Below are 26,785 nucleotides of genomic sequence, written 5' to 3'. Positions count from 1 at the left end.
GTTACTCCACCAAGGCTAGAACGCGAAGCGGGCTGCCAGATCCAGCTTGGATCTTTAGAGGGGCAGAGAAGATGAGTGCGCCAACCGGGGGGAGCTGATCAAGATTGTTCAAGCACTGCAGGCCGTATTTGTTGGCCCCATGCATCAGCGTATGACAAGGATAAGGAATAGGCCACGAATACGACTGGCCCGCATCGGTGTTGATAGTTTCCACGCCAAAGCCATGAACATCACGCTTATCAATCAGCCACTCGATGGCCTCTTGCGAAGGGCCTGGTGTATGAGCACCGTCTTCACGGATATTCAGGTACGCCTGTGCGTCAGGAAGCCGCTTCGACCAGTCCGTGCGTAGGAAAACCCAGGCACCTTTGGGGATGCGACCGTACTCGGCTTCCCAGCTTTTAAGAAACTCAACGGTGAGAACCCAGTCTTCATGAGCCGCAACCTGCGGACTCGCATCAATCACGACGGCAGGTGCGATGAAATTGGAGGGTGGGATCAGATCCACCGTATTAGCCGGGTGTTCACGGCCTGAGATCCAATGCGCAGGGGCATCGAAGTGCGTGCCGGTGTGCTCGCCGCAGGTGAAGTTGTTCCAGTACCACGCTGGGCCCGCTTCGTCATACATCGAAATGCGCTCAATTTTAAACGGCTGAACTTGCCCGAACTGAGAGGGCAGTTGCAGCGCTGGAAAATCGGGCGAAAGGGTATGGGTGAGATCGATGATCTTTAGCTGACCGGTAGCGAGTTTTTCTGCCAGTGTGGCGAGCGTGGTTTTGCCGGTATTCATGATTTTTTGGCTCCTGTGTTTGGGTAGGTCGCTTAAAGCGAGTCGCGCCTGACCATCAAGCAATAGTCGCCTTTCGTGGAACAATGCTGATATCCAATTAGCGCGTTAACTATCCTGAAATTGCATGTTTTTTTTGTTATTGCTTTTTGTCGCGATGCGCGGGCTGCCCTGTGCTGCCTTCGCACTTTAAAATCCTGGGTGCAAGCGTTCTAAGTTGTCGCGATTCGTGTTTTTTGCAATGTGGAAAATGAATCCACGGCTTTCAGGTGTCTCCGTTCCCATCCCGATTTCAAAGTATCGAAAAACAAGAACCAGAGGTCGAAAAATGTGTGCGAGTAAACGTTTTCCGTTGATTGGCATTTCTGTTGGACTTATCGCCTGTCAGGCGCAAGCAGATTTTTTTGAAGAGTCGAGCTTGAGCCTGGGGTTGAGAAATTTTTATTTCGACCGTGATTTTAAAAAATCGGATGCACCAAAGTCCAGGGTTGGTAATTGGAGCCAAGGGTTCGACCTTCAGTTCAAATCAGGCTACACCTCCGGGCCGGTGCAGTTTGCGCTGGAAACCTCCAGTCAGTTTGCTTACCGCCTCGACGGAGGCGGAGGAAGAGGCCCGGACTCCATCATCCCGTACGACCGGAGTCGTAAAGAGCAGGCAAAAGAATACGGGCGGTCGGGCGCAGCCGTTAAGCTGCGAGCCTCTAAGACAGAGGTCAAGATTGGCGAGCATCGACCGACGCTGCCTGTCGCGTATCTGGACGATTCACGCCAACTCGTGACGACCTACCAGGGCGCGACCGTGGAGTCCAAAGAGTGGGATGGATTGACCTTGAATGCTGGACGTTTCTGGACGTTCGCATCCCGAGAATCCTCTAACCGTGAAAAACTCTACCTTTTGGGAACCCCTGATCGGGGCAGTGACGGTTTGAATTTCGCCGGCGGTACGTACACGTTTAGCCCTGCGCTCAGTGTCAGCTATTTCTACGCGCAGCTGGAGGATATCTACAACCAGAACTATCTAGGGCTGACGTACATCGCAGACCTTGGTGATGGTTACTCGTTGAAGAACGACGTCAGGTATTACAAAAATACGGGTGATGGCCAGCAATTGAATGGAGACTACGACAACAAATCGCTGGGTTTGATGACGTCCTTACGCAAGAGCGGGCATGCGTTCACCATCGCCTATCAAGAGATGGATGGGTCGGATCCTTTCCCCCTTCTCGGCTATGCGCCACAGCTTCATTTGGTGAACTGGTCGACGATTGCATTCTACCAAGCAGAAGAGCGTTCGTGGCAGGCTCGCTATGATTATGATTTTACGAAATCTGGGATTCCCGGGCTGAAATTTATGACCCGATATATGCGAGGTACCGAAATTGATCGCGGAGAAGATTTGTCACGCGGGTTGGAAAGCGAGCGAAACTTTGTAGTGAGCTATGTTGTACAACGAGGAGCTCTTAAGGGGTTGGGGTTTGAGATGAGGAACATCCAGATCAAAAGCCGATATGGCTCTGACTTTGATGAAAATAGGCTAGCGACTAACTATACATGGAAATTTTGGTGATCGAATGAAGAAAAAAAGGCCAGCGTGCTGGCCTTTGTTTGATTATCAGGTTGCCGCTGCAAGTGATTTTTTTCGACTAACTAATCGAAGCGTTGGATAAAGAACGAAGGATGCTATCAATGATGTAGCGAATTCAATGGGAACCCATGCTTTGAGTACGTAGTGAGCCAGTACGAAGCCAATGCCAACCGTTACTACACCAGCCCAGTTTACTTCGGGTGTTGAACGATTCGATCCGAGGCGGGCCACGATAAGATAGTCCGCTATGATGATGCCGGCGAAACAGGTTGTGAGTACTCCTAGGATGGTGATGAAACTGTTGACCCACTCCAGGATAGATCCCGCCAACATAACGCACGCCAGCACATTGGCTAGGATGACAAATAAGATGCGACCAGGGCGCCATCCGAACGCTACGTCTGCCAATCCTGTAAGAGACAACGAAGCGCTGTACGTGTTGAGCACCTGAGCTTTACCCTGGGCAAGAAAAAGCATGACCGCACCAAGGCTACCAGCAAAAATGACAAACGCAGCGGCAACGCTGTCCGGGCTTTGAAGTACCGCCTGCAATGCCGTCTCGTGGTTCATGCCTCGGGCCACATAGTATTCTACCAGTCGTTCTGTACCGGCATACATAATGACCGCTCCAAAAATGAGCATCACGATGTCCATGAACACGTTGCCAAAAATGGCCGCGACCAAAATGTCCTTGCTGGACTTTGCATATCGACCCAGGTCGCCATCAATAAGTGCCAAAGCACCTGCTGAGCCGATCAGCACATTAATGCAGAAGACGAATTTGCCCATATCGGTGTCCGCACCCATAGCTGCCAAGGCCTCAGGAGGAAATTGCGCCCCGAAGGACAACACTGTTTCCCAGCTCTGACCTGACGAATGGATTACGTCGAACATCATGTAGACCAGTAGCGCTAGAAATGCAACCAGCGTGATGGACGAAAACCGAGCTACCACTTGGAAACCAAAGGCTGTAAGTAGGATCCATACAACCGACATCCCGCCATAAACTGCTACCTGCAGCAGTAAGGTATCTTCAAGGCCAAGCCAGAATAATAAACCTTTGTAAAGCAAGGCGTTTTCAAGCGCGATGAACCCAATTATCATAAAGCCGAACGTAAGCGCTACCAATGCAGAACCTTTTCGGCCAAAACCGTGTTGACGCGATAGCATAGAGCTGGCAAGCCCTGTCTTGTAGGCAACATGTCCAACTCCCCACCCCAAGAGTGCGCCTACCACGGTTACTACTAGGCCTGCAATTATACCAATCCAGATGCCGGCAACAAATGTCACCAGTGCACCGAGAAATATTTGGATGAGAGTCGTGACGATTCCGGTGGTATTCCAGGTTAACTGAAGCCAGTTCTGGCGTTCACTGTGAGGCACAGACTCTAATGAGTGATCGTCTGTTGACTTGCTGAAGGTGGCCATATGCTCTCCGGTTATTGTTGGCAAACGGTGTTCATCAATAGCTGTTACTGACGCCCTGTCGGAAACTACAAGTTCGCTCAGGATGCTCTAAAATCCAATCCAGATAAGGAGCAAGATCTATCCAGTTCTTGCGAAAAGGTACCGCTTGATTATGTTTTATTCATGTGCTTTAGAGTCGAAGCGGCGTGAGGTTACGCTCGGGCTTTCTCCAAATAGGGCTCGGTACTCCGTTGAAAATCTTCCGAGGTGCGAGCAGCCCCAGTTCATTGCGACTGTCGAAACGTTTGTGGAACATCGATCACTAAGTAGTGCCTCCCTTATTTTCATAAGTCTGTATTTTTTCAAATAGGCCATGGGCGATGTGTTTAGGCACTTCCTGAAGTCATTCAATAGCTTGTAGCGTGAGACTCCCGCAGCTGTTTCTATGTCCTCTAGTGAGAGCTCGTACTTTGCATTAAGCTCTATGAAGCATCTCGCCTTTTTTATATGTGGAGGTATTGTTTTTTCACTTGTCTCTGTGAGTTCGTCGGTGTAGTTGCTGGGCTGACTGAATAAGAGGCTCTTTACAATAATTGACTCGATTTCAGCAGCTAGATGCATTTTTCCAAATGCACTCAAACCAAGTGGGCTTTCGTCAAGGTAGTACTTGATAAGTCCCCACCAGTTTCCCGATGCTCCGCTCGCCGCATCAATTGAGGGTGAGAATTCAAGGCGGCTGGCTACTCGGCGTCTTAGGAGATGTTCAAGCTTTTCGTGTAAGAGCGCTGATGGAAGGGTAAGCTGGATTTTTTTGCAAGGCTTGTCCATTGAAAGACGCTGAGCCTGAAATGGAGCGATGATACATCCGGTATTTTGATCAGAGAGAATGCTTTTTCCTTGGAGTATCAATTCCTGTGAGCCTACAATCGGCAGGCTGATGCAAAAATTATCGAAGTTTGATAGTTCATACACGTCGATCTGGGCATCCGTCCCATACTCTATGTAGCCAATGGTAGCTGTATTGAGCACGCGTCCCACATGTCGAAAGTCAACGTGGCCAGGTCGGGCGACGTTCAAATCATGTGGGCCGCAAATACTCGTCATCCAAGCGTGAGCGCCCGACTCGTCGTTCCTAAAGATATCAATATCCAGCTGCGGTACGCCGTTGAATGCTCTCATGATCAGGCTCGCTGCTTTTGATGTTTGTTCGCAATTGACTATTGATCGGTTAAACTTTACAAGCAGGGCGAGGTTCTAAACAAAAATTATTGCACTAGGTGGATATTCTTTGCGTAAAATGTATATGCAAAACGCGTTTCGTCCATATTGCTCTGTTTATTTTGGTTGCTGTCGGCGGATGAGCTTAATGAAAGTCGTACAGTTCTCAACTGAACTGCAAACTTAGGCCACGAAGCGGATAAAAAATTTATCTGTTTTGGATAGTCGTCGAGTACGAAGCGCTCACAGAATTGGAACGGCAAACGGTGGCATAGACCACCTTTTCGAAACACCTACTCAAATCTGCCGTAACTCATAAATACAAAGAGGCTGATGATGAAGAGCGCTATTGCTTTGGCTTCCCTCCTTTGCTTACCGGTAATTGCTGGTGCTGAGGATTTCCTTAAGCCATATATACTGACTGACGTGGGTTGGAATACCCATAATAACATTGGAGGAGAGCAGGAGTACCATTATCAGGAGGGACGGCTTTCGCCGAATTTCTTCGGACTCAAGGGGGAGGGCAGCATCGCCGATGGCTATAAGGGAGTTTTCAAACTTGAGTCCGGCTACTCGCTGCAGGACTTGCGTATCACCGGTCATGGCATTTTCAGTAGGCAGGCGTATGGTGGGGTAAAGACACCTTATGGGGATGTCTTTGTCGGTAAGCAGTGGGATTTTATGTTTGAAACGCTTTCCGCAGAGCGCTGGGGTAAAAACCTGGGTTATGTTTCTCTTTTTCAAGTTCACGCCGGGCCTTTCAATTTAGGGCTACCTTTCGGTTCTATCGACTACAACCGGATTGCAGGCGGCTTCCCAACGGGTAACGCTATAAAATATAAAACCCCTAGTTTCAATGGTGTGGTGTTAGGCGCCATGTATGCAGAGGGCGACAAAGATAGCTCCAACAATTTCGGCCGCACGACAAGTTACAGTGCTGCGTATTCTAAAGGGCCTTTAAGATTGACAGCGGCTTACGCCAACGCCGAGCATAAATCTATTAATGACGGAAAAGACGGTATCGAGAACTACGGCGCCGGTTTTGCTTATGAGTTCGGAAATGTTGTTTTAGATGGGTTATACACCAAGACAAACAACACCTATAGCGACGCAGGGATTGATTCTTATCTGCTTGGCCTATTGGTTCCATTCGATGATAAATCAGGCGTATACGCGAACTACGCTTACATGGATGGTAATGCCAAACTTGGGGATTCAAGCGCGAACCAGATGGGTATTACCTATTTCTATAACCTGAATCGATATTTACTGGGCTATGTATCGGGTGTCTATCAGGTCACCGGGGGCACTGGGCAGAATGCGTACATCTCTGGCGCTTATGGTGTTTCCGATGCGAGAGAACAGAGCGTTCTTCAAGTCGGGCTACGTTTTTACTACGAGTAAGGGCCGCCCCCAACGCCTAGAATGAGGCGTTGGGGATTAGACTCACTATCGGTCGAAGATGGCCAATACACGTAGCGGGCTACCTGAGCCATCCTCGATTTTTAAGGGTGCCGAGACGATGACAGCCCCCGTTGGTGGCAGCTTCTCCAGATTGTTCAGGCATTGCAGACCGAATCGACCGTCGCCTAGCATCCGGTTGTGGCAAGGGTATGGGACTTCCCAGCTACCGGATTGCCCTGCGTCGATGTTAATGGTCTCGACGCCGAAGCCGACGATATTACGCTCTTCGATCAACCATTCCACCGTGCGCTGGCTAGGGCCAGGGGTGTGCGGCGAGCCGTCGATTAAGTTCGCGAATTCGAGAGGGTTATCGATTTTCTCCGACCAGCCCGTTCTAAAAAGGAACCATGATCCAGAGGTGATCCTACCGTGTGCGTTTTCCCATTCAAGTATGAATTCGGGCTCGAGAATCCAGTCATGGTTCTTAGTCACTTCGTGAGAAGCATCTACTACCACAGCCGGAGCCATAAATCGCTTTGGGTCAATACGGTCAACTGAGTTTTCTGGAGCATCGGCCCCTGTGTACCAGTGGATAGGCGCATCAAAATGAGTTCCGGTGTGTTCGCCGCAGGAAAAGTTATTCCAGTACCAACCTGGCCCGCGCTCATCGTAGCGCGAAATTTCCTCTTTTTTGAACGCCCATGTCTGACCAAATTGCGGAGGAAGTGTAAGGGTCGGGAACTCAGACTTTAATGTGTGTGACAGATCAACAATTTCAATTTTGCTATTTAATAGATCTTCGGCCAATTGGCGAACGCTTGACATAATTGTTCCTCGAATTAAATTCCGGCGATCTGCCTTGGGAGATGTAGGTACATATAATCTAGGAAGGCGCGCAGGGCGGGATTCATATTTTTACGAGATGGGTAAACTGCGTAAATTTTATAAGTCTCCGTTTGCCACTCATGTAGAATCCGCAACACGCTTCCGTTTTTTATATCAGCTTCGGCAAGAACGCTGGGGATCAGGCCGATAAGACTTCCATTTTTGATCGCCTCCAGTTGTACTGCTGGATTTAGGCAAAACAGTGATGGTTGAAATTTGATTGTTCGACTTTCGCCGTCTTTAATAAAAGTCCATTCAACTGCACCTTCAAGGCGGTCAAGCACTGAACTGGTTAGGCGGCGTTTTTTGAGATCTGATGGGGCTTTTAATTCTCCAATATCAGGGCTGTCAGAACTGCATACCACTATGAGCTCAATTTCAGCTATGGTTCTTGCGATGAGCCCCGAGCTTGGATCAATGTCCTTGTTGTTTCTAAATGCGACATCAAAACCGTTTTCGATTATTTCCAGGCTTTGATCGCTAGCTTCCACAACGATTTTTATTTCTGGGTAAGCTTTCAGGAAGCCAGGTAGCAATATTGCGAGGTTAAGTTGCGCCAATAAAGTTGGAGCCAGCACCCGAAGCTGTCCGGATGGATGATCGGTGAGGGTAGCCATGCATGCATACGCAGCTTCACCCTCTTGCACAAGCAACTGGGTACGCTCGTAAAGCGTCAGCCCAGCAGGGGTAGGTGAGAAGTTTCGAGTGTTTCGATTGATTAATCGAACTTGTAGTCTTTCTTCCAGTTGGGTAATCCTTCTGCTCAGTGCAGATTTTGTCAACCCTGAAGACCGTTCGGCTGCTGAAAATCCGCCATGCTTGACGACTAAAAAAAAGTAGTACAGATCGTTCAGGTTCATCGTCCATTGCCTCGATATCTTCAGCCGCGATAATTCAGGTTGTCAGTGCAAGAATACGATCTGGCTTGCGATTACACCAATCAGCGTGAAAAATTGGCTCAGCACGTTTTTAATCTGCAACGCATGCCCGAACTCATGGCGATTTTGCTGGAGATCTCGGAAAGTCAGCATGGACGTCGACGCCAGCACGAACATGCTAGCAACGCCTAGCACCGCAGCACCGAGCGCAAAGGCCTTAACTCCGCCGTAACCATTCGTGATACAAACCAAGATAACCAGATACAGCCCAAAAAGAGCAACTCCTGTCATCCAGAAGGGCTTTGAGCCCTGCGTTCTAGGAAGAAGGTGATACATGACCAACCAAGCGATCAGGCTCGAAAGAAATCCTGTCGAATAGGCTGAGCCTAGCGTACCCCATGTAATTTGACTGCTATCTTTGAGGATATTGAATATATAGAAACTGTTGAATCCTATAACCAGAAAGCAGAGACTAAATGCAGTAATTCCTAACCGGAATGCCCTGCTTTTCCGCCAAAAACTATAGATACTGAATTTATGAGTTTTTGAACTTGATAATATAATTCCTCCAGTGTAGATCGACCAAGTTGCTCCAATTAAGACTAATGTCGTCGCTGTACCCATTTCACGGTATAAGGATGGCGCGAATGTTAGCATTATCAGGAGCATTACTATCGGACTCAGCATTGCTGCCATTGAGCGCTGGCTCTGATACTGGCTCTGAGCAGGGGCGTGGAAATCATTTGAAGGTTCAATGGTTAATTCATTTATGACTAAACAAGCTAACGCTGTAAGACCGAAAACTACAAAGCCTGCCTGCATGAGACGGCCAAACGGTACGCTTGAGGCGATGAAGGGGCCCAAGGCCATCCCCAAGGCCAAACCGCTAGCGTAGTAGTTGACCCCTCTCATTCTCTCGTCTGACGAATGTAATTCGAATGTAAGACTTCGAGCAGTGGTTACAAAAGCGGCTGCCCCTATCGCCATGATGCAGCGCGCGGTAAGAAGCCACATGAAATTTTCTCCGACCAATCCAATCGCACATCCTAAGACGTAGACGCTTAGAAAAAACCTCAGGAATTTCCTTCTACCTAACGAGTCTATAAAGCGACAGTTTTGCGAAATAAGTATGATCGCTATAATAGTAGGCGGAAATATCAACATGTTGAGCTCGAGCTCGCTAACTCCGTAGAATGATTTTATTTCTGAAAGTGAAAAATAAAATGCACCGGTACTGGCAAGGTCAAGAGCACTGAGCATCAACATTAATATCAAAAGTGGACGATTTCGCATATCTGGATTCTCATGGAGTAAGCATATAGTACCAATCTCATTGTTCAGTTTATGCAACGCATTGTTTCCCCTTTGCGTCAGTACATTCCATATGCTTACGAACATCCCTCGCTAATGCGGCCGGCCTTCCCGGCACCCGCTCCTCGTTGATTTTGGGGTTATTCGTCAGGGTAGAGGCCGGAATTTCGGTGTCGCATACCTGCGATTACTCGGCCTGCGAGTTCGTGCTCATCATCAGATCAACTCGTTATCTGCCATGACCCAGTGCACAGGCATTGGTGAGCATCGGCTGGCCTATCTGGCTGGTTGATTGCAAGGTTAATCTGGTGGGAACGTGTCTGAGACCTTGGTGCGTCAGTGCTACCCATTCTTTCCTTTACCACCTTTAGAACAGGCGACGTTCATGTCCATTCCGCTAGCCCCCGATATTGTCCTACCCTCCCGCTCCGCTTCCAAAACGGAAGCAGCCATGGCGGTTGGCTGCTTTGCCATTGGAACAGGTGAGTTCGCCATCATGGGACTGATGCCTGACATCGCAACCAACCTTCACTTAAGTGAGCCGCAGGTTGGGCATGCCATCAGTGCCTACGCCTTGGGCGTTATGGTAGGTGCCCCGCTACTGGCCATCCTCGGAGCCAAGTTGCTGCGCAAACACCTCTTGATCCTGCTGATGGCCCTGTATGCCATAGGCAATCTAGCGACTGCGTTCACGTCGAGCTACGAGACCCTGATGGTGTTTCGTTTCATTAGCGGTCTTCCTCACGGCGCCTTTTTCGGTATTGCCGCAGTAGTAGCATCAAGCATGGTGCCTGCAAACAAGCGAGCCGCCGCCGTGGCACGAGTGATGATGGGGCTTACCTTAGCGATGCTGTTAGGTAACCCTATTGCGACGCTGTTAGGGCAATTTTTCGGTTGGCGCTCTGCATTCGCGCTTGTGGGGCTGATCGCGATCACCTCTCTTGCCCTAGTGTGGCGCTTTGTGCCTAACCGTCGTGATGAATTGCGTAGCGATCCAATCAAGGAAATGCGCGCTTTCAAGCATCCTCAGGTATGGATGGCCCTTGCCATTGCGTCCATTGGGTTTGCGGGCATGTTCTGCGTGTTTAGCTATTTGGCCCCGACGATGCTTGAGGTAACGCATGCATCACCGGAGTGGATTCCGCTCGGCCTGGCGGCATTTGGTGTAGGCGGTATTATTGGGAACATCGTCGGCGGCAAGCTTTTCGATCGCTTGCAATTTCGTGCGGTAGGAGTGTTGCTGGTGTGGTCGATAGCAGTGTTGTTGTTTTTTCCCTTTGCTGCAGGTTCGCTGTGGGGTGTGGCGATTGGTATAGGCCTGGTAGGTACTATGCTGGCATTGGCTGCTCCGCTGCAGATTCGGTTGATGGACATCGCCCATGAGGCGCCTAGCCTGGCAGCGGCATCGAACCACGCAGCGTTCAATCTGGCGAACGCACTAGGGCCATGGTTTGGCGGCATGGCTATCACTGCTGGTTTGGGGTGGACGAGTACTGGATACATTGGTGCGTCTACGGCTTTAATTGGCCTAGGGGTATATCTGATCGCGAGGCGAATGAAGGGTGGCGATTAATCAGTCACTGTAGATACTGACGTAGCATGATTCGATAACATTCGGAATCTCGCATGCGTGCGGTGGGTGGTGCAGAGATCAGTGATGTAGAAGAATGTGTCGACGGCCGCCGAAGCAATGCAGCCTGAAGCAGGGACTTTTCTTGGTTGTATGGAGGTGATACGGATGCCTGATTCTTTAATGTGCGCAAGCTGGTCTTTCGCCTTACTGTAGTCAGTCGACAGCTTGCTCTCTGCAATTTCTAGCCCGCAGCCCAGTCTTCTGCACAAATCCAAATCTTGTTCAATCGATAGCGGTTTGGTGGTGATCTGACTAATAGCCAAGCTTTGCATTACGACCTGTGGATAAACAGCTCATTTTGTTGGCGAAGCGGGAGCAGTCATCGCCTGCGCCGTTGCTGGGTAGGATCAGCAGGGTGCCACCAGGTTTTATTCGGATTGCCCGCAGTAAATCACATCGACGCTAGGATCAGAAAACAGCTGCGGATAGCGCTGACAAAACTCTCCAATGTCGATCTCGGGCAGGACTTCTGGCGGCATCTTTATACTGTTCGAGGTTCAATGTAGGGGTAGAGGCCCGGCCAAGTGATTTGCGATCAAACCGCAAGCTGAGCGCGCAGGCCGGGGATGGCCGCAGGCGTGAGGATGGAAGCCCGCTAGGGCCAAGACCCGCTAAAGCGGGACTTGGTTTACGACAGCCGGCCCGAGACGGGGGACAACGAAGGGCTACTGAAGGCGATCAGGCGTTGGCAAATACCTGTCTTCGGCTATACGGATGAACTCATGCAGGCTACGCCGTCCCACATCACGCCTGAACGTCGCAATAACGTACTTCGAGTTGACTGTGTTGATTACCCAAAACCTGCCTTGCTTCGTCGCAGATTGAATATCCGATGTTCGAATCAGACGACCATCCGCAAATCGTTGGTATGGCCCTGGGGAAATGTGACTGAAGACAACACCGACGGCGCTGCAGGCATGAATGTGGACACCCACCAGAAACGCAGTAACCAGCCCGTCGTAATCCTGTCTCGCTGCTCTGGCGAGGCGAAGCAGGTCAAAGTCCGAGTAGCGTTTAACGTGCAAGTCGACCGCAACAGTGTTGATCTCGGCCATGGCTACATAGCCTCCGCTGTTGAAGCCAAATCAGTGGTCGCAGCACTGCGCCGGTAGAACTCCTTCACCTCGGTCAGGGAGCTAATATCAAGGTCATGCTGATGCGTATTCACGTACACCTGACCGCCTTCGACCTCGAGCACGCAGATCGGCACCTCAACCTGGTTGAAGCCCATCGGCAGAGATGTCAGTTTTTCCATTTTCCAACTCGATCCTTTATTCATCCAGGCTGGTGTGACGACCTGAACGTCTTCTACCGCTAGGCTGTCATCCTGGGCTATCAACAACTCTACGAGTCGAGGCTCATCGCTGACCATCTCCTCATAAGCCCGGAATCGCCCCTCATGCCAGCGCTTGATACTGACGTGATACCAATGCGTTGCGAGAGATCATGACACCGCGTGAAAGTGCGCCGGCTTTCTCCAAACATCCCAACAGGGCCAGCCTGGTCTTGCATGTGAATCCGGAACATCGTGTCTCTCGTGTGAAGCAGGCACGTCTAGCCCCCGCGATTAACGTAAGTCGAATATTGTCTTCAATGAAGCAGTCATCTCCCGTCCCTTACCCATCAGCACGTAAACCGTGTTGCGCGTCTCGAACAGGCAAGCGCCGTCGAACGATTTGCACAAGGTCGACCGCACCCACCCGCCAGGAGGAAACCGCCCTTGGTTGTCGTAGGCGACGCAATGGGAATAAAGGAACATTGGCTGCAGGCCTATGGCACGCACCCTGTCGAGCGATTCAGGAGGCTCGTCCACATGAAAGATCAGCCAGTCCTCAACCAAACAGTACGGCTTCCGGCCGAATTGATCCGCCACCAATGCCTCTATTTCGGTTTGAGGCAGCTCCGTTCCAAAGGACGATATCTCACCCTCGCGGAGCAACTCATGCTCCGAAGAATTACCCATAAATTGATGATCCTCATGGTGCGAACCCAAAAATCCAGGCTCTGCGAACACGCAAAATACCGGGCAACAAGCCAGAAATCCCATCGATATGATTATATGCATTTGTGTGGGATCTAGCAAACGCGTCATACCGTCTCTTTTTTGGGAGAGGTAGGTTGGATGTCCCTGCGGAAGGCTTATGCGGCGACGCTACAGTGGCTGAGGATTCGAAATGGCTTATTGCAAGCAGACCTTCAGCATCAAGCTGACCAAGCTTACATAAGCCGCTTAGAGGCTGCGACGGCGACACCGACTATCGATCTGAGTGCTGATCTGGCTCAGGCGCTGGGCCTAAAGCCTCTAGCGCTGCTCACACTGGTGGCCGCAGCCGATGAGGGAAAGACAGCACGCTCCGTCTTGAATGAAGCGATGATAGAACTCATGCGGCTAGGAATTCTCGATGAACCTCTGCCTGCCGAGCCGCAAAAGCTCACCACATCACAGAGAATCGCAGCCGCAGAAAGGCTCGAGGCAGTACGCAAACTCAAGGCAGAAGGTCTTTCTCAGGCAGAGATCTGCAGGCAGTTGGGATTACCCAGAAGCACCGTTGGGCGTCTGTGGCACGCTGACGATTGACCGAACTACCTTGGATCATGGTGGCCGAGGTACGAGGTGGGCGGGTTTCTTCCCTCATGGGGCATTTATCAATAAGCCAAGCTTCTGGCCATTCTCACGATGCTCTCCTGTGTCCATAGCTCCACCATGGGTCGTGTAGCAGGGATGAAAAGTCGCGACTCACTAACTACCTTTTCACGGCGCATAGGCATGGAGTAGCTGCTAGGCGCCGTTGCTGGCGGCTCTTCTATCTTCGCCATATCTAAATTCTTCAACCTAATTCGATACCAACCACTGCAGAACGCGGCTACCTCGAAGCACGACACAATCAGCTTTGACAGGTTGGTCGGTGACACGAAATAGAGACCCGGAGTACGCCCCTCCACTGGCATGCTTGCATCAGTTTCCAAGAGGACGAGCCCGTCGTCGAAAACGCGCCAGGACGTATCTCCAGATTTCAAACCTGTGAACGATCTGTCGTCCCACTCTTCGTAGCCTTGCTTGAATTTCGCCAAGCCTAGGTTATGAAAGCTTTGGAAAATTTCATCGCGGCGTGAGGCAGCTCCATGCACAGCATGTTGCTCTAAAGGTTGGGGCAAAAAAGCAAACTCAAGCTGCGGCGCGTATGAGTGCCCGCCGTAGGAGCGAAAGCTTGATGCCTCTGTGATGCGCTCGTGAAATGCTTTCTCGGGAAGTGAGTTTTGGATTTCTCCATCCTGCTTAGGCCTTGGACGATAGCTTTCAACAGCTCTTGGGGATCTGAGAATGAGGCTCTGAAAAAACCTTGTTTGTAGTCAGATACCTCGTTGACGAACACGGCCTGCTTCGCGTCAAAGTCAGTCTGCTGGATGAAGACCAGAACCGGTTTTCGCTTATTCACTGCCTGGCGGAATTCTTGCTGCGTAACCGAGATACCCGGCTGGGGTTCATAGCCGTAATTAGCGCCTAAGATGAGGATGTATACGTCACACTGGTCGACCTCTGTTAGGCAAGCGTGCTCCGACGAGTAGGTTCGCGCTCCGAAGTGCTCGCTCATGACCGGTTTCATGTCTAGTGTTTCCACGGCGTCTTTGGCTGCGACTCTGAACTGCTCGAATCCTCTTACAACGGAGCTTATGAACACCTTCATCAGTGCATCCTCTGAACGCTGGCATATGTGCCGCTTTGGACTACTGCGCGGTGTAATTGTTGCGGACAGTCCTGACGGTAGAGGGCAGATCACCGGCTATACGATCAAACGCATCCACATTCAGATCAGACGCCGTATCGTTTGTTACCGCCGGTGGTAATGCAGTAACGACCTCCGCGAGGCCCGATGCACACGTTGCCCGATGAGCAAGGACAAGACGACCCGTACCCAGCGCTTTGTTGGCGAGCAGGCTGTGCTGGCTGAGCCACTGGTTTGGGTTTCGAAACGACGTAACAGCCCGATCCGCTGCACAGGCTTTTTGCTGAAAGCCATTTCGAAGACTGACCATCAATGCTGATGCGTGCCCATTCATTCCTCGTCTCGAAGACCTGAACTTTTTCCCCGCGCTTCAGTTTGGAGATGACCTTTCCGCCTGGTTGATCCCTGACATTGAGATTATCAGCGCTCACAAAGTGCTCAGTCGAAGAGACAAGGGCCGGCGCTGAGGACGGGGTCGGCGAAATCGACCCTAGCGTACTCGGTGTGCTCAGGGCGCTTGGCTGTAACGGGGCAGGAGGAGTGTCTTTCTTCCCCATTGCCCATAGGACGGCAAAAAGAATCAGGAGCGGGACAAACCATGACTGGGACTTCTTGCGCATATCCATTGCTCTCATTTGGCACGCATTACAACGGCTGTTTTCCTGACCAACCTGACGTCATCACCTATTGCTAGCTTAGCCAAGCTTCCACTTTTTGCATCCTGTTCAGTTCCAAAAGCTTGGGCTTGCGAAAAATACGGTACCTCAAGCAGCCGACTTCTCGCCTCAGGGGAAGGGAACCATTCGGCAACTTCAACGTTGCAGTGTCTTGAATCGCTCAACGCCCATTTCACGAACATGTCTGCTGCGGCTCTGTAGTGATCAGACACCAGTTTCGACACGCCTGGAAGGCCTCAAGCCTATGAGGTAATCCCTATCGCTTTAGTCGCCGCAGCAGTAAACACCGCTGCGGGCGGTCGCGACCAGACAGTGGAAATCGCAAAGGAGGCGGCTTTTCTGGATACCGATAGCAACCAAGTGCTGGCAGAGGTGGTACGCAAAGGCAGAGGTAAACCGTTAGAAAATGATCAAACACAACTCAAGCTTGAAGACGTCAAGCCAGTGGTGGACGGTTGGGCTTCTGACATGCGCTTGACCTATGAACGGCTTAGGGCGGACTCAAAATAGTCCTAGGGTGGCGCTGAGTACCCAACTGGGCAGCACGTTTAGTTATGTTCGCTCATTAGCATAACTGCAAGGTAATTCAGATTTGCGATTACTGACTTCCAACGTGTACATAAAGAGTAAAACTGCCTAGTAAGACCCACAAACTACCGAATATCCATGGCGTACGCATTGAAAATGCAAGAGCTTTATTGTTTCCGTTTTGCATTGTCTCTCTATAGTGAAAGAGAGGAGCATCATCGCGGTCAAGACTTGCTAGCGGTTCGTTGCGCAACATGAATGTTTGCTTGGCGTACCAATGGTCGATAACGTCGTAAGACGATTTCAGTCCTGGCCAAGCCTGAATCGAAAGAAATACTCCAAACAAGGCTAAGAGAACGGGTAGCACCAGGGTGAAGAATTTGCCCCACTCTGAATTCAGGTTCGCCATAGTTGACGCGTAGACAACGACCAAAAACGATTGCGCGCCTAGGTAAGCATTGCTGCGGTCAGACAGAACAGTTGTTTCACATTGAATTTCGTTCCGGTAGAAATCCAGTCGGTCGCGTACCGTCACGAATATTTTAGATGGGTCTTCATGATGTACATCTTTGAGGGTATCACCAGTAATGATTCGCTTCAATGATCCATTCCTTGCAAGCTGAGGCGAGATAGCGCCTACCCAAAAATCAAGTCGCTCTGGAGCCCCGAAACCAGCATCAAGCAGACACTCCACTACAAGTTTTGAGCGTCACCACTGTGTTAATGCAGGCTCTAGAGTAACAGCTTGAGCACGAGACCTTTGTAAATCGGCGGAATGCCCCTGGTTAGGGACATTCCTTGCCGCTCGGCTAACGATCCATTTCCAGTATGGTCTAGAATTCAGACCATCGCACGACATTCAATGAGCTGATCAAGTTATCGGGGGTTTGGTTGGTCATCCATTTCAGCGTTGTCGGGATCGATATCAGGTACGCCCTTCTCGTAGGGATTAGTTGACTCATCACTTGGCGCATCAACTTCGTTGTTAGGCAGCTCATCAATGCCTTCTTCATCACTCGGATTCAAGTCAGTACGGCCAGGGCTAAGAGGATCAGTATTTTCAGGCGGGAACTGGGTGCCATCCGCTATATCATACGAATTTGAGTCTGACATGGTTATCTCCAATGAACGATTTCTACCGGTTTGATATGATTGGCTTCAGCCTTTGCTATGGCTATCAGATGTTGGGGGGATAGCAACACCTCTTGGCCCCGCGATGCCCCAGATAGCGAGTCCAACAACCGGCAATATGAAGATCAACACCGTCCAGCCTAGCTTCGTACCAGAGCTTTTGGTGCTTCGCCACACGCTTGTCAGTACCCAGACGTCTAACAGCAAGACGATCACAGCGGACGCCGTCCAGAAAATTGAGTTTTCCATGGTTCATCACTCCTGAGGGATCACCTACAGGAGAGGAGCACCGGCCTGCGCAAGTTCCCGGCCACTTCCAAACGGCGATCTACCGTCTACTGTATGGCGGATCGGTACGACTGATGCAGGTGTACGCTACAACCCTACCGCGAAGTATCTCAAATCGTAACGCAGGTGCTGTATGCTCCAACAACCTTGCGGTATGGGCGCTGTTTATCGGTCACGGCTATGTGTGAATGTATGTCATAGCCATCCAAGCGCATTCAAGGGGCACCAGTTGATACGGTCGCGTGTAAGACACGGCATTGAGTAGGCCCTCGATAAGCGGATTGCGACGCGATCAAGTTGACGCGCGGAAAACCTATCAACTAACCTTACTGGCTCATGTGTAAGGCCCGTAGAGAATGTCTAAAAGACGCGGCAAGCGTGCTCGTTACACGTTGATCCAGGAGGGTTCATGTCGCTACCGATCACAGCTAGGCAACTAAACGCCCTACGCGCCTTGCACAGAGCAAATCCGGATCTGGGAGAGCTGGCGAGCGCGGTTGCCTTAGCTTTTGACGCGTCAAAAATCGACAATCCAGAGCTCGCCAGGTTGATTTTGGAGAAGACCTGCAGACGTATTGTCAGCGGCCAACCGGGAAGCCGCGAGATCATGGTTCAGCACCTTCAACACTTCGGGAGCCTCGAATGCTTATCTTCCGAGCAGGTCACCGAGTTCTCAACCCGCATTCGGAAGCTGGGCTGAGCCCGTAGGTGCACTGACAACGCCTACGCGCCTAGAAGATGCGATCAGGACAACCAGGACTCGACTGTGTCCGAGCCGTGCTCTGCCTTCCATTCTTTTAGGGTCTTGTGATTGCCGCCCTTGGTTTCGACCACCTCGCCATTATGCGGGTTTTTATAGACCTTCAATGCACGAGCTTTCCGGCTCGCCTTGGCCGGGGCAGGCGCAGTACGGGTAGATTTGGAGTCATTCTGGGGATCCAGGATCGCAATGATGTCCCCTAGGCTTTTGTTATATTCACCCAGCAAAGCGCGCAATTTGCTCTCAAATTCGATTTCTTGCTCAAGCCCCTTGTCGCCTTTCATGGCTTCCAGTGCAGCGAGTTGTTCGGCAAGATGACGTTCGAGACGGCGGAATTCAGCGAGTTTAGACATTCGTATTTCCTGAGATGATTAAGAGTAAATAGATTATGGCTCACTACGGCAAGATCTGCACGGTAGTAATCAAATTTACGTTGTGCCGATAGTACGGATCGCCTCAATCGGGATGTTGAGCCTGGTGGTTCAGTTGACGAGAGGTTTAGCCAATCTGCTGCGCCATTCTGGATCAAGCAATTCGCGGCCTTTTATCCGAATTGCCTAATTCGCCGTTTTAGCATCAGTTAAGCTGATTCAGGCAACGGAGGGCTCCGCGCTGCGCCATTTCATTTCTGATATTCCAAGGCGCTCGGCCTCAGGCCTCGATGTCTTTCTAGTTTTGTCGCGAGAACTCTTCGGGATGTACCCAAAACCGGCATCGCAGCTTGCCCAGTGCCATGCGGCAACAGTATCCATCTTATCGGCGCGAACCACGAAGCTCCTGGGCTGGCCATGGATGATGTAGTCGATAATATAGAGATGGCTATTCATGTGGAGCGCCCCTGAAAGCGTGAGTAGGCTAACTGATTTCCGTCGCATTGAAAAATTCCTTCTGCGCCAATGCATTCGTCGGAGTAGGTCGCTGCAGTAACCATTCTGAACTTGTCGGTACTCAGGAGCTCACTGTCAGATACACACGAGTCCTATTCGCAGAGGGAATTGGTATGGAAAACTACCACGTCACCACTAGCACCGACGGCTGGCAGCTGAAGAAACAAGGCGCTACTCGAGCTTCGAAGACGGCGAAAACGAAGGCAGAGATCGTCAAATTAGCTACTGATTTTCTTGCTGGAAAGACCGCTTCGCTGAAGATCCATAAAGAAGATGGCACCATCCAAGAGGAGCGCACGTATCCTCGTAGCGCCGACCCTAAAAAGTCCAAAGGCTAATACCGTGGAGCGATTCATGGACGATTATCAAAGTGAGCTGGTTAGGATCACTGAATACATCAGGCAGAACTCGTTGCTGCTGTCCACGGCAGAGTCCTGTACAGCTGGCCAAATGATATCCTTAGTGGCCTCCGTGCCCGGCGCTGGTCAGCTTCTGGAGAGCGGGTACGTCGTTTATTCTCCTGAAGCCAAACAGCGGATCCTGCACGTCGAAGCCGACACGATCAATCAATACGGCCTCACGAGCGAGCAGGTTGCGGGCGAAATGGCATACGGTGCGCTAAAGGGTGGGCCCGCTACCGTGGCGATAGCCACTACTGGGGTTGCTGGCCCCGATTCTATAGAGGGGATTGCGCCGGGGACAATATGCTTTGCATGGTTGTTCGCGATGAAAGATCGCTATGCTAGTTTTACTGACACTCGTCATTTTGAAGGTGATCGACTCGAGGTGCAGATCGCCGCTTCACTGTACGCCTTGGAACAGTTGCAGCCGCTCCATTCTAAAGCGCTAAGAGGCGAGGGCCTGTGAGCCGTAGGGCCAGTTGGAAAATTGCCGGTAACGCCCCTATGACTGGGTATCGCTACCGGCACCTTAATTTACTGACCGGCATCGTGTAGTGGTCAACTGATCCCGGACACTTCGTTAAGTTTTTCCTCAGCGACCGCAGGCGCTGACCCTTGATTGAACTGGTGTGGTCGCCGTCAGTTGTACTGCTGCATCAGATACCGACCGATATCCTGATTTGCCAGCGCAGCGCTCATGTAGCTCACAGTCGGTATCCATTCAGTTCTCGAGCTACGTAATAGCCGCTCCATCGGTGAATTGTCGTGGCAGTTACCACGCCGGCTCATGCTTTGTTTGGAGCGATATCGCCACGCCTCTGGCGGAAAGCTCTGCTCCCGTATTGGTTGCCATGATCACTGTGAAACAACACGTTTTGCGGCCGGCCCCGTGGCTCGTAAGCCTTTGAATGCTTGGCTCGCTTAGTAGGCTACAAGCACGGGCTTGACCTCAAGTCGCTGACGTTTCATTGGGTAAGCATGCGACCCCAAGCGCCGAACATCACATCACCGATGTAGATACCCTCCGACTGGGTTCGCTCTTTGTCCAACCGCTGGTGCAACGTGCTCATGCCAATCTCGTCTGAAGATGCTACTCCGAGATCGAGAATGCGTGGCAAGCAGGCCTGGACGATGTCACCCTAATTCGTAGGACACGTCTGGGGTCTGAACGATACATTCAGCACGAAGACCGCCGACTCCCAGCCCTGCTTTCGTAAATATGTTATGGAGGTTAAAGCCGATATGCAGGTCAGCTCCTTCACGAGCGATCATTTCCCGTATCCAGCCTTGAACCCGCTTGTGAAGGACGAATGAATCCAAGCTCGCTGGAACCATAGTGGTATCGTGCTCCTGAAAAACCATTACTCCCCCGGGAGCAAGATGAGCACTCAATGCGGCTATGACCGCAATCGCGTTAGCCTGGTACATCAACACCCGTCGTCCTACGATGGCATCGAAAAAGCCTAGTGATTTTGGAAGGGCAAGGAGTTCGCCTTGTATGAAAGTTGGTGTCCGTCGCTGATACGCGCCCGCGCGGCTTTGGGCCACCTTTAAAGGTCTGTCATCCTGGTCTATTCCGATTACTTCACCACAGGGGCCGACTAGGCCTGCGGCCAGAAAAGCGAGGTCACCTGTCCCGCATCCGACATCCAATACCCGCATGCCCGTACTGACGCCAGCATCAATCAGAAGTCGGGTAGTGAAATTGTGGCTAGCGGTTGTCATTAGGTAGCTCCCAGAAAATTATCTAGGAGTTTGATACAGGGGCAATGCTTCACGCAATCTAGCCCCGCCTGGGGTTGAGCAATATCTAAGGGTTGTCACTCATCTCAGCGTCCTAGGGCCGTGCGAATCCGGAATACGTCGGTCGAACAAAGAGTTGGCCAAAGCACTACTGAATCGCGGTTGAATAGGTGAGCAATCTCTCAAGCCCATCCCAAGTGCGGCTAACGGGTTCCCTATCTCTAGGATCGGTGAGTCCCAATTTCTCAAGGGTGTAGTTGATCTTCCCAAAATTGCAGGGCATGCAGGATAGCTCTGGCGCGATACCTAGAAGATGAGACGGCCGGATTGCTTAAACAAATCGGTCTGGACGCCTAGCGCTCAAGTAAGGGCCCTGGAAATTGAGTATGGATGCGTTGATGAAAACAGGAGCCCCAAGGGCCCCGCTTAATCGTGTAGCCACGCAGTCAAGCCGTCAGGTACTCGTCCACCGATTTGACGGTAGCGTAGCCGAACTCCAAAGTTGCCATCATCGTTGCATGCACCTGGACGGCGGGAACGTTTACACCGTTGAATGTGAGATCCAAGGTAGCGCAGGCATCGTGCAGAACGGTAACGGGATAGCCCATGTCTGCCGCCGCCCGCACTACCGCGTCGATGCACATATGGCTCATGGCACCGATGACCACGATTTCCTGGATATCCGCAGCTTCCAGCTGCTGCTTAAGATCAGTTTCACGGAAGGCGTTGATGTGTTTTTTTACAATCACAGGCTCGTGACCTACAGGGGCAACAGCAAGTTGAATGCCTGCGCCGCTAGAGCCCTTGACGAAAATCGGAGCGTCTTCATCACCGGACTCGTGCCGAATGTGAAAAACAGCAACATCTGTTCGGCGCGCGTAGCTGATCACTCGAACAGCGTTTGCGACAGCCGCTTCAATGCCGATCAGTGGCAGGTTGCCGGTGGGCAGGTATTCGTTTTGCAGATCGACTACTATAAGGCCACGTTTCATGAACGTTCTCCGGTCAAATTATCCGAGTATAGGGATTGGGTAGTGAAGGCTCAGATCGGCAGGTTGAGCACCTGCCTTATTCCGAACCTAAAAGGTTTGAGTCAGAATTCCAGCGAAGCGCCATCTTCCGGAATATCGACCCGGCTCTCGATACCTTGCTTTTTGACGTATGTGCGTAGCTCTTCACGAGTCAGGGACATGTGGTTAATTGCGTCCATGTGCACTGCGACAATTTTCGCGTCCTTCGCAGCCTTTGAGGCGCGTAAAACGTCTTCCTCGCCCATGATGATCGATCCCTTATAGCCGGTCATCATTGCTTTCCCGGCATTCAGTACGATGACTTCGGGATGATATTTCTCAATGGTCTGATCAACCTCTTTTCGCCAGATTGTGTCGCCGGCGAGGTAGAAGGTCTTGTAGCCCGGCGCCTGAAAAACTACGCCCATTGCTTCGCCCAGAGGCTTCGCGAGAGCTGGAACGGCATACATCTCGTCGGTACCGTGCTGCCCACCGGTCTTGGTGATTTTGACGCCGCCGAATTCAGCTTCGTCAGTCAGCACGCGCACATTCTTGAAACCTTGGGAGCGAATCAATTTCGCATCGTCTTCATGCTGTGCAAACAGAGGGATGTCTTTGGGTAACGCTTTTTGAGCGGCATCATCCCAGTGATCGAGATGCGTATGCGTGACGATGACAGCGTCTACGCCAGAAATCACTTCTTCGGGCGACTCTGTCAGATCGACGAGGGGATTACGCAGGTTGCTGCGGTAAGTATTGTCAAATCCTGGGTAAGTACCTTTCTTGGACAGCATCGGATCGATCATAAAAGTTGTGTCGCCATAAGAGATTTTCACCGTTGCATTACGGATTTGCTGCAAACCGACTTTATGAGCTGCATCGGGAGTTCTGTGAGCGTCGGAACCTGCGAATGCCAACGGAGTGGCCGCAGCGCAAGCAATGCTCAGGGCGATGGGAAGTGTTTTGAGATTCATGGGCTTAGTCCTTTGAATAGGTTATGACCCCATTCTCATGCAACGGTATACAGGGTACCAGTGGCCTGAATGACATATTTCGATATAATCGGGCCATGTAATCAGCGGTGTTCACGAATGTGAGGCTTACCGATGAAATCCATCAGGGTTGCTGTTCTGGCTTTCGAAGGCGTGAGCCTGTTCCATCTCTCCGTGCCCGGAATGGTGCTGGGGACGGCTCAATCCGCTCCTGGCGAACCTCAATACGAGGTCAGCTACTTCACAGAGTCGCCAGGTATGGTCAGCAGCGACCAAGGCATCGGCCTAAAGGTCAGTCACGGTCTGGAGCTGATGGAGGTATCCGACGTGATTGTCATTCCGGCGTGGGGCGATCAATCGGTCGCTGCGTCTGCAGAACTTGTGAAAGCCTTGCAGCTCGCGAACACTCAGGAAAAACTCATCGTGGGCTTATGCCTGGGCGCGTTTGTGCTCGGGGCTGCGGGACTGCTTGACGGTAAAGAAGCCACCACTCACTGGGCAGCCCGCGACGAGTTCGCACGCCGTTTTCCTGAAGTTCGTTTCAGGCCCGAAGTGCTCTATGTCAGTGATGGCAACATCATGACCTCGGCGGGTACTGTGGCGGCAATCGATTGCTGCCTTCATCTGGTACGCCAGCGACTTGGCGCTGATATCGCGAATCGCACCGCGAAGATGCTGGTGACCCCGCCGCACAGGCAGGGAGGCCAAGCGCAATACGTGGAGCACCCGGTGCCGCAGCTATCCAGCGAGACGCACTTATCTGATGTACTAGGGTGGGCCCGGAAGAATCTGGCCAAAGATCTGACGCTCGACGTGCTGGCGGACAAGGCGAAAATGAGCAGGCGTACATTTACCCGGCGATTCAGAGACACCACTGGCAGTACCGTCTCGAAATGGTTGAACGCAGAGCGCGTCGTCAGAGCACAAGAGCTATTGGAAACCACCGATTTGCCGATCGAATGTATTGCCGGCGAGGCAGGTTTCGGAACGCCTTTGTCGCTGAGGCAACAATTCGCTGTTCATCTCGGGACATCGCCGTCTGAATACCGACGGGCGTTTTCTCACAAAATGAACCCAGGCCGCAAGACGAGCGGCAGTACGCTCATCGCCAAAGAGTCGGCTCACTCTCCTGCATGAAATAGAGATCTCGAGTGGTCAGGCAGTATCATCTCTGACCACTGCGAGCAGCGCCTGCAGCGGATGCAAGATGGTTACTGCGTCCTGTCGCTTAACTTGGCTTCGGCAAGAATATCCGTCAGCCAATTACCGGCCTCAAGCGTTAAGCTTTTTCACAAGCGGTCTTCATGACTGTTTGTAAATTACGCCAGAAGTGCCAGCGTTCTTTGCTTCATGCCCATAGGTGCCGGACATGCCACAGCATCCGCTGGCTTGAACGCTCATCTTCAGTCCCATGCGCTCATAGACTCGCTGCCAAAGAACGATGCTGTTTGGCTCATTTGTCTTTTCAGTGCAGTGGGGAAGGAAATGATAGGGTTCGGCATCTTTCACAATTTGCGACTGTGGAAGCGTATTGGCGAGCCACTCCTGCGGCAGGAGTACGGTAGGAACCTTGTGGCTGCCAAGTGTCTTCGCATACTCCTGGCGATACACCAACGTCATCGCGTGATCGAGGCCCACCAACGGTATTTCGTACTCCTGAAGCTGGTGCAACGCTTCACCGTTGAAACGTGCGGCCTTTTCAAAAGCTTTGATGAAGCCTTGCACCTGAAGCGGTTTGCCATTGGGTGCAGAGGGTGCGATATAAACCTGATAGCCAGGCCTTGAGATCAGTTCGATCCAATCAATGAACGTGACTTATCGACACTTATCAGCCTGATGCGTAAAACAAAAGATAGGGTTGAGAAACTTTTTCTACTTAGATCTCAAGCAGGGTTACAAGCTCAAAGTCATTCGTAGGTGCAAACGCTCTGAGCACTCATTCTTGTGCTTCCTCGCCAGACCTAAAGCGTTCGCGATACTCGCCAGGCGTCACAGCATAGGTTTTCATAAAACTACGTATCAAGGTCGCTTCATTAGATAGGCCGCATTTTCGGGCAATTGTTTTGAGTGGCGTACGTGACGTTAGCAGCATATGACAAACGGCTTCCAAGCGGATTTTTTCGACCATTTTGCTAGGTGTAAACCCACTGTCCTCACGATATTTTCGAGCAAATGTTCGCTCACTCATATTCATGAAGTTTGCTAGTGAAGATACCGATAGATCGCCACTAATATTAGTGTTGATCCATGCGTGAAGGTCGGAGAAATCGCTGCTCTTTGACTGTAGGGTTAGTGTTGAACTGAACTGATTCTGATCGCCGGAACGCTTCAGAAAGACAACCAGATGTCGTGCAACCTCTAGTGCAGTAGCATACCCCAGGTCTGCCTCGATAATTGCAAGAGCTAAATCGATTCCTGAGGTGACGCCAGCAGATGTCCATATATCTCCATCGTTAATAAATATAGGCCCGCGCTTCACCTTGATAGATGGGAATTCAATTTCCAGCCTATCGTAGGCCGACCAGTGTGTTGTGACATTTCGTCCGTCTAATCTTCCGGCAGTCGCCAGTGCAAAGACCCCTGTGCAAACTGAAACTAAGCGAGATGCTTTTTCACAATGCCCTACAAAACTTCTAAAGAAATCTGGATGTTCACAAAAGTTGTGAATTCCAGGCCCGCCCGGCACGATCAGCGTGTGCGGTGCTGGTGTATCTATGCCCAAGACTTCGGCGCTGAACGAGAAACTAGGAAATATCTCCGTAGTTGGATCTAACGACAGAATGGATAATGAATATGGTGCATGATCAGCTTGCGCAAAATGGTTGGCAGCAATGAAAACGTCTAAAGGGCCGGCTAAGTCAAGCAGGCTGACTTCAGGATAGGTAACGAACTGAATACATTTGGCAGGCATCTGCGATCGACCCTCGTCTAGAGACTACTATGCGGATTTGTGAATCTTGGCAGGAATCGGCAACGTTTTGGCATTTTTTTTACCAATTTTCGTTTATTTTAGCCTCTTGAGAGTTATGCAGGTTGGATCGATGGTAACTGAGGTTTTAGTAATATTTCGGTTTGTCTATATTTAATTTAGCAGTTTACCTAAATTTATAAATTCTTTTCAGCTGGGAGGTTTAATTTATGCCGAGTCTTATGAGAACAGCTATGGGATTCGAGATTAAGATGGATGATGATTTTCAGAACAGGATATCTCACGTTCTTGAATTGTTAGAAAGCGATTCTGTGGGTAATGCAACATGCGAGTTAAAAAAAGGTTCCGAATCAGATGGCTGGGTAGTAGAGTGTTTATGGCATGATCAAAATGCTATGCATGCTCATTTCGTGTCGAGTCACCTGCAAGATTTGATAGCCCTCCTTGCTTTGCGATCCCGTATAATTAAATTCGAGTGTGGAATTTTATTGATCTAATTTCCAATGGTGCTGGGGTTTTATCAGGTTATTTCCTCTTTCGATGAACAGGTATGGAAAGCAGGGCACGTTAAAACATTGGCGGCTGAGGCCCAGTAGGCCTCAGCCG

Annotated in this window: 27 protein-coding genes and 5 pseudogenes; 10 read left to right on the top strand and 22 right to left on the bottom strand. The window is 50.9% G+C overall.

Annotated elements, in window-relative coordinates; all coding sequences use genetic code 11:
* Window position 1: 1 nt before the first annotated feature.
* The gene (locus tag IFT75_RS21090; protein WP_192047605.1) at window positions 2-790 is read right to left on the bottom strand and encodes a cyclase family protein; all 789 of its coding nucleotides are present in this window, start codon (window positions 788-790) and stop codon (window positions 2-4) included.
* Between the two features lie 325 nt (window positions 791-1,115).
* On the opposite strand from IFT75_RS21090, the gene IFT75_RS21085 reads away from it, so the two are divergent.
* On the top strand, window positions 1,116-2,354 hold the full coding sequence (locus IFT75_RS21085; protein WP_192056646.1) for an OprD family porin: 1,239 nt from the start codon (window positions 1,116-1,118) through the stop codon (window positions 2,352-2,354).
* 45 nt (window positions 2,355-2,399) lie between these two features.
* Here the strand turns inward: IFT75_RS21085 and IFT75_RS21080 are convergent, their stop codons facing one another.
* Both IFT75_RS21080 and IFT75_RS21075 read right to left on the bottom strand, forming a co-directional pair.
* The gene (locus tag IFT75_RS21080; RefSeq protein WP_192056631.1) at window positions 2,400-3,800 is read right to left on the bottom strand and encodes a purine-cytosine permease family protein; all 1,401 of its coding nucleotides are present in this window, start codon (window positions 3,798-3,800) and stop codon (window positions 2,400-2,402) included.
* A 156-nt stretch (window positions 3,801-3,956) separates the two neighbouring features.
* Window positions 3,957-4,958 (bottom strand): AraC family transcriptional regulator, encoded by a 1,002-nt coding sequence (locus tag IFT75_RS21075; protein WP_192056629.1) that lies wholly within the window; start codon window positions 4,956-4,958, stop codon window positions 3,957-3,959.
* A 375-nt stretch (window positions 4,959-5,333) separates the two neighbouring features.
* On the opposite strand from IFT75_RS21075, the gene IFT75_RS21070 reads away from it, so the two are divergent.
* Complete coding sequence (locus IFT75_RS21070; RefSeq protein ID WP_192056627.1) at window positions 5,334-6,401, top strand: porin; 1,068 nt, start codon at window positions 5,334-5,336, stop codon at window positions 6,399-6,401.
* 45 nt (window positions 6,402-6,446) lie between these two features.
* On the opposite strand, the gene IFT75_RS21065 is transcribed toward IFT75_RS21070, so the two are convergent.
* From IFT75_RS21065 to IFT75_RS21055, 3 genes are read right to left on the bottom strand one after another with little or no spacing between them, the layout of a single operon-like run.
* Complete coding sequence (locus IFT75_RS21065) at window positions 6,447-7,226, bottom strand: cyclase family protein (protein WP_192047609.1); 780 nt, start codon at window positions 7,224-7,226, stop codon at window positions 6,447-6,449.
* Window positions 7,227-7,240: 14 nt separating this feature from the next.
* Window positions 7,241-8,146: a LysR family transcriptional regulator gene (locus tag IFT75_RS21060; RefSeq protein WP_192056626.1), complete on the bottom strand. Its 906-nt coding sequence runs from the start codon at window positions 8,144-8,146 to the stop codon at window positions 7,241-7,243.
* Window positions 8,147-8,188: 42 nt separating this feature from the next.
* Window positions 8,189-9,424 (bottom strand): MFS transporter, encoded by a 1,236-nt coding sequence (locus IFT75_RS21055; protein WP_244650890.1) that lies wholly within the window; start codon window positions 9,422-9,424, stop codon window positions 8,189-8,191.
* Between the two features lie 436 nt (window positions 9,425-9,860).
* On the opposite strand from IFT75_RS21055, the gene IFT75_RS21050 reads away from it, so the two are divergent.
* Window positions 9,861-11,048 carry an MFS transporter gene (locus IFT75_RS21050; protein WP_192056622.1) on the top strand — a complete coding sequence of 396 codons (1,188 nt, stop codon included), beginning with the start codon at window positions 9,861-9,863 and terminating at the stop codon, window positions 11,046-11,048.
* Window positions 11,049-11,773: 725 nt separating this feature from the next.
* On the opposite strand, the gene IFT75_RS21045 is transcribed toward IFT75_RS21050, so the two are convergent.
* The 3 genes and pseudogenes from IFT75_RS21045 to IFT75_RS21035 form a co-directional block, all read right to left on the bottom strand.
* A complete protein-coding gene (locus IFT75_RS21045; RefSeq protein ID WP_192056620.1) occupies window positions 11,774-12,163 on the bottom strand; it encodes a hypothetical protein in 390 nt (129 codons plus the stop codon).
* A 2-nt stretch (window positions 12,164-12,165) separates the two neighbouring features.
* Window positions 12,166-12,635 (bottom strand): annotated as a pseudogene (locus IFT75_RS21040) (hypothetical protein).
* A 40-nt stretch (window positions 12,636-12,675) separates the two neighbouring features.
* Window positions 12,676-13,071 carry a DUF6957 family protein gene (locus tag IFT75_RS21035; RefSeq protein WP_192056644.1) on the bottom strand — a complete coding sequence of 132 codons (396 nt, stop codon included), beginning with the start codon at window positions 13,069-13,071 and terminating at the stop codon, window positions 12,676-12,678.
* A 159-nt stretch (window positions 13,072-13,230) separates the two neighbouring features.
* Here IFT75_RS21035 and IFT75_RS21030 point away from each other — a divergent pair, with 159 nt between their 5' ends.
* Window positions 13,231-13,686 carry a helix-turn-helix domain-containing protein gene (locus IFT75_RS21030; protein WP_192056619.1) on the top strand — a complete coding sequence of 152 codons (456 nt, stop codon included), beginning with the start codon at window positions 13,231-13,233 and terminating at the stop codon, window positions 13,684-13,686.
* A gap of 562 nt (window positions 13,687-14,248) precedes the next feature.
* Here IFT75_RS21030 and IFT75_RS21480 read toward each other — a convergent pair.
* Window positions 14,249-14,794 (bottom strand): DUF4062 domain-containing protein, encoded by a 546-nt coding sequence (locus IFT75_RS21480; RefSeq protein WP_244652203.1) that lies wholly within the window; start codon window positions 14,792-14,794, stop codon window positions 14,249-14,251.
* 202 nt (window positions 14,795-14,996) lie between these two features.
* On the opposite strand from IFT75_RS21480, the gene IFT75_RS21475 reads away from it, so the two are divergent.
* Window positions 14,997-15,152: a hypothetical protein gene (locus IFT75_RS21475; protein WP_244652207.1), complete on the top strand. Its 156-nt coding sequence runs from the start codon at window positions 14,997-14,999 to the stop codon at window positions 15,150-15,152.
* Window positions 15,153-15,171: 19 nt separating this feature from the next.
* Here the strand turns inward: IFT75_RS21475 and IFT75_RS21470 are convergent.
* Window positions 15,172-15,390: pseudogene (locus tag IFT75_RS21470) on the bottom strand (SH3 domain-containing protein); the annotation flags it as partial.
* Between the two features lie 328 nt (window positions 15,391-15,718).
* On the opposite strand from IFT75_RS21470, the pseudogene IFT75_RS21015 reads away from it, so the two are divergent.
* Window positions 15,719-16,020 (top strand): annotated as a pseudogene (locus IFT75_RS21015) (DUF3313 family protein); the annotation flags it as partial.
* A gap of 88 nt (window positions 16,021-16,108) precedes the next feature.
* Here the strand turns inward: IFT75_RS21015 and IFT75_RS21010 are convergent.
* The 3 genes from IFT75_RS21010 to IFT75_RS21000 all read right to left on the bottom strand — a co-directional run bounded on the left by IFT75_RS21010 (window position 16,109) and on the right by IFT75_RS21000 (window position 17,418).
* Window positions 16,109-16,639 carry a hypothetical protein gene (locus IFT75_RS21010; RefSeq protein WP_192056617.1) on the bottom strand — a complete coding sequence of 177 codons (531 nt, stop codon included), beginning with the start codon at window positions 16,637-16,639 and terminating at the stop codon, window positions 16,109-16,111.
* 275 nt (window positions 16,640-16,914) lie between these two features.
* A complete protein-coding gene (locus tag IFT75_RS21005; protein ID WP_192056616.1) occupies window positions 16,915-17,151 on the bottom strand; it encodes a hypothetical protein in 237 nt (78 codons plus the stop codon).
* 45 nt (window positions 17,152-17,196) lie between these two features.
* Window positions 17,197-17,418 carry a PLD nuclease N-terminal domain-containing protein gene (locus tag IFT75_RS21000; protein WP_192056614.1) on the bottom strand — a complete coding sequence of 74 codons (222 nt, stop codon included), beginning with the start codon at window positions 17,416-17,418 and terminating at the stop codon, window positions 17,197-17,199.
* A gap of 448 nt (window positions 17,419-17,866) precedes the next feature.
* On the opposite strand from IFT75_RS21000, the gene IFT75_RS20995 reads away from it, so the two are divergent.
* Window positions 17,867-18,157: a hypothetical protein gene (locus IFT75_RS20995; protein WP_192056613.1), complete on the top strand. Its 291-nt coding sequence runs from the start codon at window positions 17,867-17,869 to the stop codon at window positions 18,155-18,157.
* A gap of 44 nt (window positions 18,158-18,201) precedes the next feature.
* On the opposite strand, the gene IFT75_RS20990 is transcribed toward IFT75_RS20995, so the two are convergent.
* Window positions 18,202-18,570 (bottom strand): histone-like nucleoid-structuring protein, MvaT/MvaU family, encoded by a 369-nt coding sequence (locus tag IFT75_RS20990; RefSeq protein WP_192056612.1) that lies wholly within the window; start codon window positions 18,568-18,570, stop codon window positions 18,202-18,204.
* A gap of 237 nt (window positions 18,571-18,807) precedes the next feature.
* A complete protein-coding gene (locus tag IFT75_RS20985; RefSeq protein ID WP_192056611.1) occupies window positions 18,808-19,044 on the bottom strand; it encodes a DUF6555 family protein in 237 nt (78 codons plus the stop codon).
* A 173-nt stretch (window positions 19,045-19,217) separates the two neighbouring features.
* Between IFT75_RS20985 and IFT75_RS20980 the strand changes: the two genes are divergently transcribed.
* Both IFT75_RS20980 and IFT75_RS20975 read left to right on the top strand, forming a co-directional pair.
* Window positions 19,218-19,442 (top strand): DUF2188 domain-containing protein, encoded by a 225-nt coding sequence (locus tag IFT75_RS20980; protein ID WP_192056610.1) that lies wholly within the window; start codon window positions 19,218-19,220, stop codon window positions 19,440-19,442.
* A 16-nt stretch (window positions 19,443-19,458) separates the two neighbouring features.
* Window positions 19,459-19,971, top strand: a complete 513-nt coding sequence (locus tag IFT75_RS20975) for a CinA family protein (protein ID WP_192056609.1) — start codon at window positions 19,459-19,461, stop codon at window positions 19,969-19,971.
* A 92-nt stretch (window positions 19,972-20,063) separates the two neighbouring features.
* Here the strand turns inward: IFT75_RS20975 and IFT75_RS21460 are convergent.
* The 4 genes and pseudogenes from IFT75_RS21460 to IFT75_RS20960 all read right to left on the bottom strand — a co-directional run.
* A pseudogene (locus IFT75_RS21460) lies at window positions 20,064-20,407 on the bottom strand (integrase core domain-containing protein); the annotation flags it as partial.
* Between the two features lie 232 nt (window positions 20,408-20,639).
* Window positions 20,640-21,230 carry a methyltransferase domain-containing protein gene (locus tag IFT75_RS20970; RefSeq protein WP_244652204.1) on the bottom strand — a complete coding sequence of 197 codons (591 nt, stop codon included), beginning with the start codon at window positions 21,228-21,230 and terminating at the stop codon, window positions 20,640-20,642.
* 464 nt (window positions 21,231-21,694) lie between these two features.
* Complete coding sequence (locus tag IFT75_RS20965) at window positions 21,695-22,240, bottom strand: cysteine hydrolase family protein (protein ID WP_192056608.1); 546 nt, start codon at window positions 22,238-22,240, stop codon at window positions 21,695-21,697.
* 101 nt (window positions 22,241-22,341) lie between these two features.
* Window positions 22,342-23,232 (bottom strand): MBL fold metallo-hydrolase, encoded by an 891-nt coding sequence (locus tag IFT75_RS20960; protein ID WP_192056607.1) that lies wholly within the window; start codon window positions 23,230-23,232, stop codon window positions 22,342-22,344.
* Between the two features lie 132 nt (window positions 23,233-23,364).
* On the opposite strand from IFT75_RS20960, the gene IFT75_RS20955 reads away from it, so the two are divergent.
* Window positions 23,365-24,387: a GlxA family transcriptional regulator gene (locus IFT75_RS20955; protein ID WP_122797564.1), complete on the top strand. Its 1,023-nt coding sequence runs from the start codon at window positions 23,365-23,367 to the stop codon at window positions 24,385-24,387.
* Between the two features lie 18 nt (window positions 24,388-24,405).
* On the opposite strand, the pseudogene IFT75_RS20950 reads toward IFT75_RS20955, so the two are convergent.
* Window positions 24,406-25,053 (bottom strand): annotated as a pseudogene (locus tag IFT75_RS20950) (hypothetical protein); the annotation flags it as partial.
* Window positions 25,054-25,186: 133 nt separating this feature from the next.
* Window positions 25,187-26,161: a GlxA family transcriptional regulator gene (locus tag IFT75_RS20945; RefSeq protein WP_192056605.1), complete on the bottom strand. Its 975-nt coding sequence runs from the start codon at window positions 26,159-26,161 to the stop codon at window positions 25,187-25,189.
* Between the last annotated feature and the right edge of the window lie 624 nt (window positions 26,162-26,785).

This window comes from Pseudomonas sp. CFBP 8758 (assembly GCF_014841725.1).
GTDB lineage: Bacteria > Pseudomonadota > Gammaproteobacteria > Pseudomonadales > Pseudomonadaceae > Aquipseudomonas > Aquipseudomonas baltica.
This window is presented reverse-complemented; position numbering and strand designations above follow the sequence as displayed.

Bases quoted from the DNA above. Each gene is read 5' to 3' on its own strand.
- IFT75_RS20965 (WP_192056608.1), bottom strand. From the start codon at position 22,240: ATGAAACGTGGCCTTATAGTAGTCGATCTGCAAAACGAATACCTGCCC.
- IFT75_RS20995 (WP_192056613.1), top strand. From the start codon at position 17,867: ATGTCGCTACCGATCACAGCTAGGCAACTAAACGCCCTACGCGCCTTG.
- IFT75_RS20955 (WP_122797564.1), top strand. From the start codon at position 23,365: ATGAAATCCATCAGGGTTGCTGTTCTGGCTTTCGAAGGCGTGAGCCTG.
- IFT75_RS21045 (WP_192056620.1), bottom strand. From the start codon at position 12,163: ATGGCCGAGATCAACACTGTTGCGGTCGACTTGCACGTTAAACGCTAC.
- IFT75_RS20970 (WP_244652204.1), bottom strand. From the start codon at position 21,230: ATGACAACCGCTAGCCACAATTTCACTACCCGACTTCTGATTGATGCT.
- IFT75_RS21035 (WP_192056644.1), bottom strand. From the start codon at position 13,071: ATGGGTAATTCTTCGGAGCATGAGTTGCTCCGCGAGGGTGAGATATCG.
- IFT75_RS21065 (WP_192047609.1), bottom strand. From the start codon at position 7,226: ATGTCAAGCGTTCGCCAATTGGCCGAAGATCTATTAAATAGCAAAATT.
- IFT75_RS21055 (WP_244650890.1), bottom strand. From the start codon at position 9,424: ATGCTCAGTGCTCTTGACCTTGCCAGTACCGGTGCATTTTATTTTTCA.
- IFT75_RS21005 (WP_192056616.1), bottom strand. From the start codon at position 17,151: ATGTCAGACTCAAATTCGTATGATATAGCGGATGGCACCCAGTTCCCG.
- IFT75_RS21070 (WP_192056627.1), top strand. From the start codon at position 5,334: ATGAAGAGCGCTATTGCTTTGGCTTCCCTCCTTTGCTTACCGGTAATT.
- IFT75_RS21030 (WP_192056619.1), top strand. From the start codon at position 13,231: ATGTCCCTGCGGAAGGCTTATGCGGCGACGCTACAGTGGCTGAGGATT.
- IFT75_RS20985 (WP_192056611.1), bottom strand. From the start codon at position 19,044: ATGAATAGCCATCTCTATATTATCGACTACATCATCCATGGCCAGCCC.
- IFT75_RS21085 (WP_192056646.1), top strand. From the start codon at position 1,116: ATGTGTGCGAGTAAACGTTTTCCGTTGATTGGCATTTCTGTTGGACTT.
- IFT75_RS21075 (WP_192056629.1), bottom strand. From the start codon at position 4,958: ATGAGAGCATTCAACGGCGTACCGCAGCTGGATATTGATATCTTTAGG.
- IFT75_RS20945 (WP_192056605.1), bottom strand. From the start codon at position 26,161: ATGCCTGCCAAATGTATTCAGTTCGTTACCTATCCTGAAGTCAGCCTG.
- IFT75_RS20975 (WP_192056609.1), top strand. From the start codon at position 19,459: ATGGACGATTATCAAAGTGAGCTGGTTAGGATCACTGAATACATCAGG.
- IFT75_RS21050 (WP_192056622.1), top strand. From the start codon at position 9,861: ATGTCCATTCCGCTAGCCCCCGATATTGTCCTACCCTCCCGCTCCGCT.
- IFT75_RS20990 (WP_192056612.1), bottom strand. From the start codon at position 18,570: ATGTCTAAACTCGCTGAATTCCGCCGTCTCGAACGTCATCTTGCCGAA.
- IFT75_RS21000 (WP_192056614.1), bottom strand. From the start codon at position 17,418: ATGGAAAACTCAATTTTCTGGACGGCGTCCGCTGTGATCGTCTTGCTG.
- IFT75_RS21060 (WP_192056626.1), bottom strand. From the start codon at position 8,146: ATGAACCTGAACGATCTGTACTACTTTTTTTTAGTCGTCAAGCATGGC.
- IFT75_RS20960 (WP_192056607.1), bottom strand. From the start codon at position 23,232: ATGAATCTCAAAACACTTCCCATCGCCCTGAGCATTGCTTGCGCTGCG.
- IFT75_RS20980 (WP_192056610.1), top strand. From the start codon at position 19,218: ATGGAAAACTACCACGTCACCACTAGCACCGACGGCTGGCAGCTGAAG.
- IFT75_RS21080 (WP_192056631.1), bottom strand. From the start codon at position 3,800: ATGGCCACCTTCAGCAAGTCAACAGACGATCACTCATTAGAGTCTGTG.
- IFT75_RS21090 (WP_192047605.1), bottom strand. From the start codon at position 790: ATGAATACCGGCAAAACCACGCTCGCCACACTGGCAGAAAAACTCGCT.
- IFT75_RS21475 (WP_244652207.1), top strand. From the start codon at position 14,997: ATGAGCAAGGACAAGACGACCCGTACCCAGCGCTTTGTTGGCGAGCAG.
- IFT75_RS21480 (WP_244652203.1), bottom strand. From the start codon at position 14,794: ATGAAGGTGTTCATAAGCTCCGTTGTAAGAGGATTCGAGCAGTTCAGA.